Raw genomic sequence first — 15174 nt, forward strand, 5'->3', positions numbered from 1 at the left:
AATCAGGAATTCCATCAGCGTTATATATTGCCGGAGCAGCGGATTCGATACAATCGGCATGTGCTGCACTTCATTCTGAAACATATAATTTTAAAGGAGAAGGAGCTTGTTGAAAATATGAATTCATTGAAGATTCATCGGATACGCAACGGCAAAAATGTGCACAAGAACTAATTTATGCGTTAAGAACTGCGCTTCTCGTGTTAAAAGTGTATAAATCAAATTGACATTTTTCTACTAAACTAATAAACTTATCTCAAGTGAGAGAGATGATTTTGCGGCACTCAAAATCATCACTGCAAAGCGGAAATCCCACAAAATCGCATACTGTGAATAAGAGAGGAGGCTGGCTGCCGCGCCTTAAACCATAATTATTATTGTAGGAGGTTATTTTATGTCAGGGAAAAATACTACTACACCTGCAAAGCAGGATGGATTCAAATCTCAATGGGGTTTTATCATGGCTGCAGTCGGCTCCTGCGTCGGCATGGCAAACGTTTGGCGGTTTCCCATGCTGGTCTCCCGGTACGGCGGCCTGACGTTCCTGATTCCTTATTTCATTTTCGCGATCGTCATCAGCCAGTCCGGTATGATGGAGGAATTCTCTCTGGGCCGTTGGGCAGGCTATGGACCGGTAGGCTCTTTCGGCAAAGCCATGGAAAATGGCGGTAAGTCCAAGAAGGCTGGAGAACTCATTGGCGGCGTCCCTGTGTTTGCGTCCCTTTGTCTCGGTATCGGCTACTCCGTCATCATGGGCTGGGTATTCTACTATGCCAAAATGGCGCTGACCGGTGAACTGGTCGCTATGGGAAACGATATGAATGTCATCGGCGGGACTTTTGGCGCTGTCGCACCGGAGGCAGCCAGCCTGCCGGAAGCCATTAAGATGACCTTTACAACAGGCGGCGCCAATAATTTCTGGATTATTCTCGCGATTGCAGTGTCCTTTCTTATTATGATTCTGGGTATTGCGGGCGGCATTGAAAAATCCTGCAAGGTCATGATTCCCGCCCTGTATGTACTTTTCATCATACTGGCGATTATGATGCCCTTTGTGCCTGGCAGCAGCGAGGGCTACAAGTACATTTTCTCTTTGGATCTCAGAGGTCTGCTGGATGTGAACGTATGGGTGTTTGCCTTTGGTCAGTGCTTCTTCTCTCTGTCTGTGGCCGGTTCCGGTTCTGTTATTTATGGCTCCTATCTCGGTAAGGACGTTAAGATCCGCCAGTCCGCGATCCTCTGTGCACTGTTCGATACCTCTGCGGCATTACTGGCCATGTTCATCGTTATTCCCGCAATGGCCACCACCGGTGCCGACCTTGGCAACGGCGGCCCCGGCCTGATGTTCATTTATCTGATCCCCGTGTTTAACAATATGGGCGGAATTGCTCGGATCATGTTCATCTTCTTCTATGTGGCCGTCCTCTTTGCAGGTCTTTCCTCTATTATCAACCTGTTTGAGACCCCTGTCGCTTTCCTTCAGGAGAAATTGCATTTCAATCGCGTAACGGCCACCGCCGTGATCCACATTATAGGCGTGGCGATAGCTTTGACGATCCAGCCCTGGACCTCTCAGTGGATGGATATGGTATCCATTTACCTTTGCCCTCTGGGCGCACTTACCGCCGGTATTATGTTCTTCTGGATCATGAAGAAGGACACCGCTTTGGCGGCCGTGCAGGAGGGCGATCCGAAGCCCGTCATGCACTGGTTCCTCTCCTTCGGCAAGTATGTATTTGTACCTTTGTGCGCAGCTTGCTTCATTTTGGGTATTGTGTTCGGCGGCATTGGCTAATAAAATCTGCAAGTTCCATAAAAATCACCGGAATCAAATGATTCCGGTGATTTTTTATGGAAATTTTGTCAAATTATCACTCAAAAGCAAAGAAAAACCGCCCATTTTAAAGAAACAAGCGGTTTAACATGCCTTGTGTTGACAGAAAAGATGCGTTCAAAGCGCTAAAGGTGAAAAATCTGCTGTTTTTCAAATTAAGTAATGGCACTCATATCCTCTCACACACCTCAATCAAACTTTTTGCATAGTCAAACGCCTTTATTATAACCGTTTGCTTGTTGACGAATAGTACAAAGGTCACAGCGTATAGAGTCATTAATATTAGAACTACATAATCTGGATATGGATTTAAAAAAATATTTTTTATATCAATAGTTCCATGAAGGGTAATTTCTCTTACAATTATTAAAAGATAAACAACTAGAGCAATTCCTTTAGTTCCATAAAGATTTCTCCAGAAGTTATATTCTTTCAATTCCTGATATACCCGCTGTTCCTTATTACGGTTAGAATTTGCGTAGTTTCTAAGAATATTTGAAGCTGAAATATATTGTAGATCAGTATCGGATGTTTCATCAGATGCATCTAATGGAAGTACTAACCCATCAAATTGGTTTAATTTTTTGTGATACCGCTTCTTTGTAACCTCATCAAATGTGTCATTCGAAAAGCGCAACACGATTGTAGAGGGCATTCCTCCTAACTGCTGATACATCTTCTTCTCATAAGACTTTCCGAGATTTCTTGCTATTTTACTGGTCATAGTAAAATACACTAGACTCAATAAAATAAGGCCGATGTTTTCAGACCATCCTCCCTGCAGTATACCTTTCGATATAGCTGCTATAACGATAGGCATCGTAACTACCATTATAGGCATCACACGGGCATGAAATGTAAAATCATCAAAAAAGTTTTTTACTTTATTCATGATTAAAACCGCCTCAATATTAAACAGTATGTCATAATGCTTTCATTGCTCATGGGTACAAAAAGATCCCTTATAATACCCATCGGCTCTATCACTGCAACCTTCATCGTTCAAAAAATCTATAGTATAATTCTGATTTGTCGAATATACATGTACTTTTCCGGCTATACATTCGAAAATTATATTTTGAGCAGAATTTTGTGTTATGGTATTGTATCCTTGGTAGTAATTTAAATGCTCTGACGGTGCTGCTCCGACAACGATTACCCCAGGATTTAGCTGCTTCAAAATGTCATCAGGTACTTTTCCAGAATCTCGTCCATGATGAGGCGCAAATAAAATGTCAACTTTCTTCCACTCTACTTGATCTTTAATTTTCTCGACAAAATCCTTTTCTATATCGCCCATCCACATGACTACGACTCCATGTTTTAGTGAATATGTGAATATTGGAGAAATGTTATTAAAGGCTTTGCCTTCTTTTGCCTTCTGCAACGCATCTTGATAATCGCCGTTTGATAAAATAGGCCACAAAAAATTTATCCCGGATGAACCATAGTTTTTTCCGTTGGGACCATCATTTTCATTCATCCAACAACGAGAGCATCCCTTTTCCACATAATAATGATGCTTTCCGTCACGCAAAGTGCAGTAATGCTTAAAACTTTCACTTTCACTTTCTTTTGACGCTTTATTCTCTACACAATAAAAATTTACAATGCCAATTCTATCATCTAAAAAATCCAATCCACAAATATGATCTTCATCAGGATGGGTAGAAATTACTCGTATAATATTTTTATTTCGTTTTTCATCAATAATCTCTGAAACGATACTTTCTCTATCTTCACAATTTAAACAACAATCAATAATTGTAAAGTTACTTGAGTTGTGCTTTATATAGAACATATCGCCAGCTTCGCCATTATCATCGCAAACAGAAAAAGATTTAATAATACTCATTTTTACCTCCTAAAAACTTTGTAAGTACAAAACGGAAAGGGTGCGACCTGCGAAGTGTTCCAATCGTACGGCGAACAACGCATAGCAAATTATTCTTGATTCAATCGCATCAATTCTGTTGTTATGGATTCAACCAATCATATTCCAGCCAAGCTAATAATACATTATTCTTTATATTCTGTATCCTCGCTTTCTCGGCGATATATTCAATAAAATTGTAACACACGCTTTACCTTTTGTCTATATCGGCACTGCATGAGCTTTTGATTAATACTGTACATAGGAGATAGAAGCATATCCTTGCTTATAGTAATCTTTTACATTGGTGCTAATATCGCATACTGCATTAGCACTAATGTCTTGCAAATTTCCACGCTTTATTTTCCGTGATATCCTAACATATAAAGAGGAGGATATTACTATGAAATATTCAAACGAAGAAAAGCTATCCATCATCACGCGCTATCAGCAGGGTGAAAGTGCTATCGCTCTTTCCAGTGAACTCAGTATCCCTCGAAGCACCTTATATCGTTGGTTCAACTCCTTTCCGACAGACAGCTCGGGCAAGCCATTGAAATTTTCCTATCAAGAATACGTATTACTCCAGCGCAAAGTTGAAAAATTGCAGAATATCATCACAATTTTGAAATCTGTTGATTGTCTGGTATCCGCACCATTAAAGGAACGGCTTCATGCTTTAGAGCCGTTTTATGGAAAATATGAAGTTCACACAATATGCGAGGCGCTGGATGTTGACCGCGGTACATTTTACAACCATATGTTACGCAGCAAGCGCGGCAACGCTTGGTTTGATAAACGTCATCAAGAATACTGTCAGCTCATCCGTGATGTGTTTGACGAATATAGGCAGGTGTTGGGTGCAGAGAAAATTCGGACGATTCTCGTTCAGCGCGGGCATCAGGTCAGTGCTGAATATATTTCACGACTTATGTGTGAGATGGGCTTGAGCAGTATTCGTACAACAGCAAAGCAGGAATATCTGAAACTGCGTGAACCGGAACGAAAGAAGAATATCCTGCGGCAGCAATTTAACGCTCAGCAGCCAAATCAACGATGGGTCAGCGATGTCACCTGTTTTAAACTTGGGGATCACTACTTTTATATTTGCGTGATCATTGACCTTTTCTCGCGCAAAGTAATCGCACATAAGATTTCAAAAAAGAACAGTACGCAACTTATCACCGCAACATTCAAAATGGCGCATGAAGAGCGGCATCCTCCAGCTGGTCTTATTTTTCATAGCGACCGTGGAGCGCAATATATCTCTCACCGGTTTCAACAGCTTTTGCATAAATACAATACGAAGCAATCCTTTTCTCAGCCCGGCAAGCCGCATGATAACGCGGTCGCAGAATCATTCTTCGCATCGTTGAAAAAAGAAGAACTCTACCGGAAAGATCATCCTTCCGATAGAGCATTTCAAGCCAGTGTAGCTTCCTATATTGAGTTTTACAATACCAAACGACCTCATCGCACATTGAAAAATCTGACACCATGCCAAATGGAAGAGAGCTGCTGTGCAACTGTTAAATGAGACATCCGTGTTCGAATCGCCTAATTTACTCGTTTTCTACTACGTTTTGAGACGGTTTGTATTTTCGTGTCTCATATTTGCTTCAGCGCGCCACTCGCTGAAATCCCTGTCATACCAAGGCTTTCAGGACATAAAATGACCCTACCTAATCCTTAAGTCTCATCGACTTGTTCGAATTGGGTAGGGTCATTCATTTTGGTACGCCCGGTGCGATTCGAACGCATGGCCTTTGGAGTCGGAGCGGTGCTATGTGAGGTGTTTGCATCGCAGCGACTACTAAAAAGACGCAGTTCACCAACATTTTGTGCGATTTTTGTATGTTTTCTGCACTTGTTGGGACTGCCGATATTCGGTGGCAGTAGCCTCGTAGTAGCCGCAGTGGCGTTGGCTATTCTTTGACCGGTGGCAGGAAACCTTCGACCTGCTGACGGTATTCGGACTGCTCCTCGCGGAAGAAACGTTCCAGCAGACTGTAATCCTGCTTGGTCTGCGCGGTATTCAGTGCATGATAATATTCTGCCTTGCGGCTGTCATTTACCACAAAGGGGATAATATCGTTTTTCAGACATTCCTTAAACAGAATCAGCCGTCCGGTTCGTCCATTTCCGTCCTGGAACGGGTGAATGGCCTCATAATCTGCATGAAACTTTGCCAATCCGTGCAGATCATGCTTGTCTGCGGCATTATATTCGTCCAGCAGTGCCGTCATGCGCGCGTGAACATCTTCCGACGTCAGGGTGCCGGATAGCTGCTTTTGTTATATCCAATCTGCTGCTGTTGTGCAAGGTGCCCGCGGTTGAAAAGAGGTTTCAATGTTTAATACGGCAATCCTGCTCAGTATGCTTCTTTATAGCGGGCACATAAATTGTTATCAGACTTGCTCGTCGTGCGAACAATGCGCAAAAGTAAAGGGCGCTCCTGCTGGAGCACCCTTGGACTTGTGAGAAATTATGCAGTTGGCTTAACCGTCGCAAAACCGGTGAATTTATCACGGTTTGCGGTGATGAAATTTGCGTCTGCGTAGGTCAGGTCGAGCGTGCCGAACGAATCCTTGTTGACGCTGGCCTTATATGTGGGATTGTAGCTTTTCAGCGTTGGTGTGCCATTGATTTGGAGGGTCAGGTTTCCGGTGATGGAGTCGCCGCTCTGTTCGCCGAGGAACTGATTCAGCTTGACGCCGTCTGCAACATGGAACGTTACATTGCCGTCCAGTTTCGCGCCCATGTACGCGCCCGCAAGCTCGACCTCCGCGCTGCCGCCGACGGCAACGTCCACGTCAGCCTTATGCGTCGTGCTGCCTCTGCCGCTGGCGATAACAGCAAAATTACCGGCCTGCACGCTGATGCGCTGCGTGCCCGCTGCGGTGCTGTCCACGGTACTGCCTGCATACAGATTGTAAGCTGTCCAGCTCCGCGCGGTCTCCACATCGTTCGCGATCGTGAGATCATGCCCGTTGGCATATATCCGGCTGACGGAATAGGTGATGTTCTCCAGTGTGAGATCACCATTCAGCGTCAGCGGGGAACCGGACAGTTTATACTTGGTCTCACCGGCCGAGCGGATGGTGCACGGTACGGACGGCATAGTGCTGGCCGAGGACAGTTCCACGTCATCGTTGAGTTCGATCGTGCCGCCGTTTGCCGCGTTCACCGCGGCAACAGCGTCAGCCCAGCTTTGATAGTTCTGCCCGTTCACGGCAAAGGCGTTTTCCTTGACACCCTTGAGGAACGTCAGGTCCTTGCGAACGATACCGGACCATTTGCCGTCCTTTTTCGCCGCCGCGCGGATGTACAACGTTCCGCCTGCAATGTCCCCGATGGACACCGAGAGCGGATTTTCGTACTTTGTGCCGGTTTTGGTCGGGTCGGAGAGCGTCGAACCGGTCAGGGTATTGCTGTTATCCACGGTATAGTAGATCTCCGCGCCGTCGGTCGGGCAGGCAAGCGTTACCGTTACCTCATCCGCATTCGCGTAGGTGGTTTTCTCCGGCGATACGGAGAGCGTCGGCTTGGAAGCCGTCAGCGCCTGATTCAGTGCCGCCTGCACGGCTGAGAGGACAGCTTGGCTCTCTTGCTCGTGCCCCTCGATCGGCTCAACGCCTTCGGTGGTCTGCGCGAGATAAATGCGGCTGAACAGCTCGGGGAGAAAGTCTGCGTACGTTTCGCTGTGTTCCTTATCGAGCGTCAGCGAAGTGATATAATACTTATCATCGTAGTTGGGACTTTGTGTTACAGCGATTGCAGTAATGCCGTCAACAGTTGCGGAAATGCCGCTGTACTGCGCGGTATAGGCCGCGTTGCCGAGCGGATTTGCAAACACATAGAACTGCCGAACCACATCCGAGCGAGTGCCGTCCTTGTCAAAGGCGGCGGCGCGGACTTCGATGACCTGGCCGCTCGGATGGTTTGTTGGGTCAGCGGACAGGCGGACACCGATATCACCAGACCAGCCGATGGAAGCCGCTTCGGTGCTGTCGGCAGTCGGGTCGGTACCGTCGAGTGTGTAGCGAATCGAGGTATCCTCGTCGGCGGACATGGCAACGTCGATATACTTATAAGAAGCATTCGGTACGCAGGTCTGCTCTGTGAGGGTCGGGGCGAGCACAGTAGATTCGCTTTCGCTGACCGGCGCGGAGCGCAGTGCCGCGATGGTGGCATGACGGATGGCATCCGACCAGACAGTAGCGCCGGAAACGGCGTCTTTGTTGTGGTCATCGTCATCCGGTACGGTCTTCATATTCAGTACATCGGACAGCGACTTGCCGAGCAGTTTGGCGGGCATACCGTCGGATTCCATTACGCCGTAACCGAGCCAGTACGCATAGTCGGAATCATCGTCAATGCTGCCCTCGGTGCCGTTGTCCTGCACACGGGTGATCTTGCCGTTGGTAGTTGTTACGCGGACACTGATCTGATACGGGCCGCCGGACACACCGCCGTCCGTCACTTTTCCGAGATAGACGCGCGTGCCAGAGGTCAGACTGGGGATCGCGACAAACTGCACGGTCTTTTCGGCAATTTTCGAGGTCTGACCGTCCTTTGCCGCAATCGCTTTGACCGTAATGCTGTGGTCGGTGTTGGATTCCGGCTGAATCGTCAGCGCCGAACCGGTCAGTTTTTTTGCAGTTTCCCCGTTTACGCGCGGTTCAGAGCCGTCTGTGGTGTAATACACCGTGCAGCCGTCCTCGGCAGAAACCGTCAGTTCTGCCGGGGAGTTTGCTGCATACAGAAGCTGAGTCCGCGCGTCCGCCGCTTTCAGGGCCGGCGCGGAGGGAGCCTGCTCGCCTTCCTAGTCGTTGGAGAGGGCGTTTTTGACAGCAGTCTTGATGGCGTTGGAGGAAACGGTAGCGCCGGTAACTGCATCTACGTTGCCGATTTCGGACGCTGTCTTGTTCAGAAGGCTGGTGAACAAGCCGGTAATGCCTTTATGACCTTCGGTGGTTGCCCATTTCCAATATTTCTTATTTCCGCCTGCGTCTGTAGTATCATTGCTGATATTGATAATCGTGCCGTCCTGCAAGGTTACATCAAACGAGAAATTGTAGCCTTCATCGATGTTTCCATCATCGTCATCTTTCGGCGTAATCTTACCGGTGATGGTCTTGGTTTCCGTAGTCGGCTTGTCGGGTTTGGTCGGCTGCTTGCGTGCATCCTCTACGTCCTTAATCAGTTTCGGAACTTCGTCAATCAGTTCCTGTGCTTCTACGCTGTTTGCGCCAGACTTTGCGAGCAGGGCAACGATTTCGTCATAATGTTTTTTCAGTTCCGCTTCTTTTGGAGTCAGGTTATTCTGGTCTGCCGCGGCATCGAGCAGTTTCTTAGCCTGATCGCGCAGGCTTTCCAGCTGCTCTTTCTGCTTCTCCGTCATCAGCTCAACCTTTTTAGGCAGGTTTTCGGCGGCGACGTTGACAGTATAGGTGGTATCGCTGTAACCGAGCGCGTAAACCGTAATCGTCCACTTGCCGGTGCCGTCCTTGCCGTCGGGGAGCTTCGCGCGGAGCGAGTCGGTCAGGCCGAGCTGAATGCCCATGGTCTTGTGCATCCAGTTGTCAGCTGCGAATTTCGTACCGTAGGTGGCGAGCGGGGTGGTATTTTTTTCATCAGTGCCGTAATACTTCCAGACAACGGTCTGCATATGACCGCCGAGGTCGCCATAATTGTTATTCAGGTCAACACGCAGCATTTCGCCGAAGTTACCGGAGTATTCCTTGGCTGCCGCAGTGATTGCCTTGTCTGCGGTTTTGAGTGCCTCGCCCTTGATGCCGGAGCCTTCGCCCGTCTGGCGTGCACCAAAGGTATAGCCGTTGGAACCCAAGGTGACTTCCTTAAGGCCGTTGGTGTCCTTGTCTACTGCGGCAACTGCCGTGTAGGCGTTCAGATTGAATTCGCTGTAACCGCCCTGAAGCGTTTCGCCGTTCTTGGTAACGGTGTACTGCTTGCAGAAGTCTGCAAAATCAGAGGAACTTACCTTAACCGGAACGTACTTGATGCCGGTAATATTGTAGGAGGTAATGCCAATCTCTTTCTTGTTGTAGGTCTTGCCGTCTGCATCGACAAAGTTGTCGCCGTCCGTCCACGCAACCGGATAATAATCCTTATCCGCGGTGTGGATAACAACACTCTGCTGGAAGCTGCCGCGATGCAGACCGTGGTTGGTCGTTGCGCGGGAAACCGCATCGAACGCGCCCTTATCGTATTCGTTGTGGCCGTCACGTGCATCGAACCCAGCATCCCACTCGCTGCCCTTGTTCAGGTAAACGCCCTCGCTCTGCCAGTATTCGTCATACGGAACAGCGGCGTAAGCGTAAGTATAGGTCGGCGTGTAGCTGAACGTAAGGTCGGGGTAGCCGGCTGCGGAAACGGTAAGCGTTTTCTCCTTGCCGTCCGCGAACAGCGCTTCGTTGTTCGACTTGGCATCCTCGTCAATCGCGCCGTCCTTCTTGATAATCGTCACCGCGTCCTTGTCGGTTGCGGCGTATTTCTTGTCGCCAACCTTGACCGAGGTGATATTTTTCAGAAAGTTCGTAAAGTCAGCATCTTCCGCGCTGTCTGCCTTTTTCAGGGCAACAGAGCTTGCGTCATACTTCGCAGCGGCCTTGCTCGTGGAAACGGTGAAGCTTGCCGTTACGTCTGCATACTTGCCCTTCGCGTCGGAAACCGTTACCGTGTAGGAACCCGGCAGAGCGGAACCGAATTTAATTTTGCCGTCCGCATAGCTCATGCCATCGGGAACCTTGACGTTCTGTGCGAAATCCTCGGGGAAACCGGAGAGGGTAAGCGTAGTTTCCTTTGCGTCTGCATCGAACTTTGCAACTTCGGCCTTTGCGTCCTTTGCGATGTGCGGAACATACAGCTTTTCCGCCAGCTTGAGCTTGATTACGCCGTCGTCGGTGTAGTAGGTGACTGCGCTGATGGTCTTGCCTACGAGGGCGGAGTCAGACTCGAAGCCAAGCTCGGTTGCGCGCCAGATTTCGGTTACGTGGTGCAGGCCGTAGGTATTGCCGTCCGTGTCGGTCAGGACAACGGCGTAAACCTTCTGGCCCTTCGTGATTTTGTCGCTTTCGACCTTCATTTCGTAGTCGGCGTGATGGCCGGAGGTCTTGAATTTGGCAATGGTTGCGGTATCCTCGGACGCCGCGCCGGTCGCCTTGCCGAACGACCACTTGCCGTCGGTCAGAGTCGCTTCCTTGTAGTAAGACGGGGTGGAGCTCAGAGCGTAGTAGGAGTAGCTTGCGCTTTCAAACAGCGCCTCCTTGCCGGTATAGGTGGAGGTTTCATCCTTGCCTTTTTTGTTTACCGTGATGCTTACGGAGTCGCTGTCTGTTACCTTCTTGAGGCCGGAAAGGTCGCTCGTCTTTACGCGAACCGGATAGGTAACGCCGGTAATATCCGAGCCGTCGGGATTGACATGATACGAACCGCCTGCCAGAGTACCGATGCGGGTCTTATTCTTGGTCGCCGACGAAACCGCGTCAACGGCTGCGGCGTTCTCGTTGAGCTCGGCCTTATAGAACTCGCCATACGGGATATTCATCAGCACATAGCTGTAATCGCTGCGGGACGAGCTGCTGCCGCCGCCGGAGGACGAGCCGCCGCTCGAAGAAGCTGTACCAACGGTTTCACTCTTGCCGGATTCTACGGCCTTATCGCCTGCCTTGACGCCGGAAACGCCGCTGCCGGCTGTTACCTTGGCACCCTTGCTGGTGACGGTAACATTGTTCGCGTTGGCCTGTACGTTCGTTACCTTGCCGTCGCCCGTTACCTTGGAGCCTGCCGCAGATACGGTGACAGTGCCGACGGATGCGTTCTTTTCGACGGTCAGGGTAGCCTTATCGGTAACAGCAACATTGCTTACCGAGCCGGACAGGGACAGATCGGACTTCGCGGTCACAGTGCCGACGCTGCCGCCCGATACCGAGATTGCCGCCGCGCCGTTCGGGCTGCTGACCAGCACGCCCTTTCCGGCCGTGGTATTCTTGATGCTGACCGCGTCCGCACCGCCGCGGATGACGATGCGGCCGGTAACTTTGACGTTATCCAGCGACACCTTGTCCGCGCTGTCCGCGATGATGAGGTCGCCGTTGATGGTCATGCCGGAGAGCGACGCGCCACTCTCGCGGACGACCATGTTGCCCTCGACTGTCTTGCCGGAGACGCCCTCTGCGCCGACATAGGATGCCGCCATGCCGGTGATGACCTTGGCGAATTCCGCGCGAGTGATGTTGTTCTTCAGGTTCAGCATTCCGTTCGCGCCGTTGACATATCCGCCTGCGACCAGCGCCGCAACGCTCTCGGACGCCCACGAGGATACCGTGCCGCCGTCAACAAAGTCCTTCAGCGTAGCGCTGCCGCCGCCCTCGAGCGCAAAGGCGCGCGCCAGAACGGTGAACGCCTCCTCGCGGGTGATCGGTGCATCCGGGTTCAGCAGGCCATTCGCGCCCTGGAACGCGCCCATCTTGACTGCCTTGCCCATATCGCTGTAATACCATGCGCTCGGCAGTACGTCTCTGTAGTCGTCCAAAGACGCCGTCTTAGCCGCGCCGAAGGCACGGGAGACGATCGCCGCCATCTGTGCGCGGGTCAGCAGACCCTTCGCGTCGATCATACCGTTCGAGCCGTTCAGCAGGCCATCGTCGATCGCCTGCTCGAGCGACTTCGCGGACCAGTCGTTCGGGAAATCCCTGTACTGGCTCAGGTCGGCAGCAAAGGCATTGCTCGGCAGGAGCATCGCGCCTGCCAGCACCATTGCAATGGTGTTTTTACACTTCACTTTTCGGTTCCTCCTTTTGTTAGACAAAGCTAACCATCACGTCGAAAAATAGCATTTTTCCTCGCGCGTTTTTGCAACCCGAGGAAAAATGCTATGGTTAGCTTTTGCTAACATTATAAGCTGACCTTAGTCTACACCAGCGCTTTTTATTTGTCAACCGCACTTTTTCGCGAGATGAACCACGGTTTATCAAGATTTCGCAGCTTGACAAGTCTTTTTTGCCGTGATATGCTATTTTATAGTAAGCAAACGCTAACTTTCGGAGGATATTTGTTTATGAAGAAAAAAATCAAGGCGCTGCTGCTGCTCGGGCTTGTTTTTCTGGGCGGCTGCGGACAGGCTTCCGCCCCCTCGGTCTCGTCCGCTGGCACAGACTCCCAGTCGATCGACCTGTTCGCGATGGACACGGCCATGACGCTGACCGCCTACGGAGACCATGCTGGAGAGGCGCTGGAGGCGGCGAAGAGCGAGATCGAACGTCTGGACGCGCTGTTCTCGATCAGCAGTGAGAGCGGCGACATTTACGCGCTCAACCACGACCACACCGTCGCGCTGCACGAGGACACCCGCGCGCTGCTTTCCCGTGCGCTCGAGGTCTCGGCCTCGACTGGCGGCATTTTCGACTGCACCATCGAGCCGGTCATGCAGGCGTGGGGCTTCACGACGCAGCAGTACCGCGTGCCCGACCCAGCGGAGCTGTCCACCCTGCTCGCGCACGTCGATTACACGCAGGTGCAACTCGACGGCAGCACTGCGGCCATTCCAGATGATGTGCAGGTCGACCTCGGCGGTATCGCAAAGGGCTACACATCCGACCGGATGATGCAGATATTCAGTGAAAACGGCGTCACGAGCGGCATCATCTCGCTCGGCGGCAACGTGCAGGCGCTCGGCCTCAAGTCAGACGGCAGCCGCTGGCGCGTCGCGGTGCAAGACCCAGAGAACAGCGAGGAAAACTTCGCCGTCATTGAGATTAAGGACGAGGCCGTCATCACCTCGGGCGGCTATCAGCGTTATTTTGAGGAGGACGGCGCGACCTATCACCACATCATCGATCCACGCACCGGCTATCCGGCCGACAGCGGCGTCATCTCCTCGACCATCATCAGCCATGACGGCACACTCGCGGACGGTCTCTCGACCTCGCTGTTCATCATGGGTGTGGACGATGCGCTGGATTACTGGCGCGCGCATTCGGACGAGTTTGATGCGATTTTGATGGACGAAAACGGGACGGTGTATGTGACGGACGGCATCGCAGACCGCTGCTCGCTGCTTGAGGACCGCAAAATGCAGGTTGTTCGCTAAATCGCAATTATAATATTAGCCAAGGCTTGTCTCATGTACCGGGATAAGCCTTTCGCTATTATTATATATCATGTTATTCCTGTGAAATTATAATTTGATTACGCTCTCAACAATGGAATAAAGGCAGTTCAGATGAAATTTCTAAATTTCAGTTTTGAACGAGAATTCTATGTTCAGGAGTGAAAATTATGACAAACAAACAGGAAAAGATGATATGCAATAGCTTTGGTATCGCAAAGCTGAAAGCGTTTCAAAAGGATGTAATTACAGACTTACTCAATGGTAAAGATGTACTTGGCTTAGCTCGAACCTCTGAAGGCAAGTCAATCTGCTTTCTCTCGATGATTGCTATGTACCCAAACGATCTGCTGATTGGTATTCTCCCGACGGTTGCATTGATGCGGGACTTAGTGCAGCGTTGCGAGGACAGCAAAATCCGAGCGGGCTGCCTGTACAGCGGCAATGCAGAGAATACCAATATTATTGAAAGATTAAAGCATGGTAAACTCCAGGCGCTCTTTGTTGCACCGGAACGTTTGAATGATCCGCATCTTTGGAAGGCAATTCAGAGAAATAAAGTACACACGGTTGTTGTGGACGAAGTGCATTGTCTGACCGAATGGGGCAGCGAATTTCGTCCAATGTATCGCAATATCGGTAAATTTATCAAGGATTTGCCCTCCTCACCTGTTGTTGCTGCGTTCAGCGCAACCGTTATGCAGGAGGATATTCCGTATATCATAAAAAGTCTGCGTATGAAAAATCCGACGGTACATATCGGCAAGCTCAAGCGATCTAGTCTTTCTCTGGGGAAAGTGTTCGTGAAAACGGAGGCAATTCGTTATGGGAAAGTCAAGAAAGCAATTCTAAAATATGCTGACAAGGGCAAAATCGTTATCTACTGCACCCGTGTCTGTGATGTGGAAGAGATGCGCGATTACTTAATTGAAGATTGTGATATCGAGGCTGATGAGATTGCCATCTGCCACAGCAAATTATCCAGCCGAGCGAAGCAAGAACAGCGCTTTCGTTCCGGCAAGGCGCGTATTATGATTGCAACTTCTGCGTTCGGTATGGGCGTGAATATCCCGGATATTCGTCTGATTATCGTCTCTCAGCTTCCATTCAGCGCAGCGTCGTTCTATCAGATGGCAGGCAGAGCCGGGCGCGACGGCAAACGCGCAAAGGCGCTATTGCTCTGGAATGACGTTGATTTTCAGATGAACCTCGACATTATCTCGCACACAGATGATCGTGCGGTTGAAGCTGTCAATGAGCTGTATGCAATCTGCGAGTCATCGGATGATCTGCATGATGCCGTAATCGGCTGTTTTGCGAAAGGCGGCGAGTGAA

The 15174-nt window shown here is 50.0% G+C and carries 9 protein-coding genes; 4 read left to right on the forward strand and 5 right to left on the reverse strand.

The genetic code is table 11. The annotated features are described in order from the left end of the window. Nucleotides 1-394 precede the first annotated feature (394 nt). Complete coding sequence (locus C7386_RS10715) at nt 395-1795, forward strand: sodium-dependent transporter (protein ID WP_116705520.1); 1401 nt, start codon at nt 395-397, stop codon at nt 1793-1795. A gap of 208 nt (nt 1796-2003) precedes the next feature. On the opposite strand, the gene C7386_RS10720 is transcribed toward C7386_RS10715, so the two are convergent. Both C7386_RS10720 and C7386_RS10725 read right to left on the reverse strand, forming a co-directional pair. After that, complete coding sequence (locus C7386_RS10720) at nt 2004-2726, reverse strand: hypothetical protein (protein ID WP_116705521.1); 723 nt, start codon at nt 2724-2726, stop codon at nt 2004-2006. A 42-nt stretch (nt 2727-2768) separates the two neighbouring features. Next, on the reverse strand, nt 2769-3689 hold the full coding sequence (locus C7386_RS10725) for an MBL fold metallo-hydrolase (RefSeq protein ID WP_116705522.1): 921 nt from the start codon (nt 3687-3689) through the stop codon (nt 2769-2771). A gap of 421 nt (nt 3690-4110) precedes the next feature. On the opposite strand from C7386_RS10725, the gene C7386_RS10730 reads away from it, so the two are divergent. Further along, complete coding sequence (locus C7386_RS10730) at nt 4111-5244, forward strand: IS3 family transposase (RefSeq protein ID WP_116705523.1); 1134 nt, start codon at nt 4111-4113, stop codon at nt 5242-5244. 388 nt (nt 5245-5632) lie between these two features. Here C7386_RS10730 and C7386_RS10735 read toward each other — a convergent pair whose 3' ends face one another. The 3 genes from C7386_RS10735 to C7386_RS10745 all read right to left on the reverse strand — a co-directional run bounded on the left by C7386_RS10735 (nt 5633) and on the right by C7386_RS10745 (nt 12513). Continuing rightward, on the reverse strand, nt 5633-5953 hold the full coding sequence (locus C7386_RS10735) for a Fic family protein (RefSeq protein ID WP_116705524.1): 321 nt from the start codon (nt 5951-5953) through the stop codon (nt 5633-5635). A gap of 239 nt (nt 5954-6192) precedes the next feature. Further along, nucleotides 6193-8502 carry an FN3 associated domain-containing protein gene (locus C7386_RS10740; RefSeq protein ID WP_318261295.1) on the reverse strand — a complete coding sequence of 770 codons (2310 nt, stop codon included), beginning with the start codon at nt 8500-8502 and terminating at the stop codon, nt 6193-6195. Between the two features lie 30 nt (nt 8503-8532). Beyond that, nucleotides 8533-12513 (reverse strand): penicillin-binding Tp47 domain C-containing protein, encoded by a 3981-nt coding sequence (locus C7386_RS10745; RefSeq protein ID WP_116705526.1) that lies wholly within the window; start codon nt 12511-12513, stop codon nt 8533-8535. A 276-nt stretch (nt 12514-12789) separates the two neighbouring features. On the opposite strand from C7386_RS10745, the gene C7386_RS10750 reads away from it, so the two are divergent. Together C7386_RS10750 and C7386_RS10755 are read left to right on the forward strand one after the other, a co-directional pair. Then, nucleotides 12790-13821: an FAD:protein FMN transferase gene (locus tag C7386_RS10750; RefSeq protein WP_116705527.1), complete on the forward strand. Its 1032-nt coding sequence runs from the start codon at nt 12790-12792 to the stop codon at nt 13819-13821. Nucleotides 13822-14009: 188 nt separating this feature from the next. Beyond that, nucleotides 14010-15173 carry a RecQ family ATP-dependent DNA helicase gene (locus C7386_RS10755; RefSeq protein WP_116705528.1) on the forward strand — a complete coding sequence of 388 codons (1164 nt, stop codon included), beginning with the start codon at nt 14010-14012 and terminating at the stop codon, nt 15171-15173. The last annotated feature ends 1 nt before the right edge of the window (nt 15174 follow it).

The organism is Agathobaculum butyriciproducens, assembly GCA_003096535.1.
Lineage (GTDB): Bacteria > Bacillota > Clostridia > Oscillospirales > Butyricicoccaceae > Agathobaculum > Agathobaculum butyriciproducens.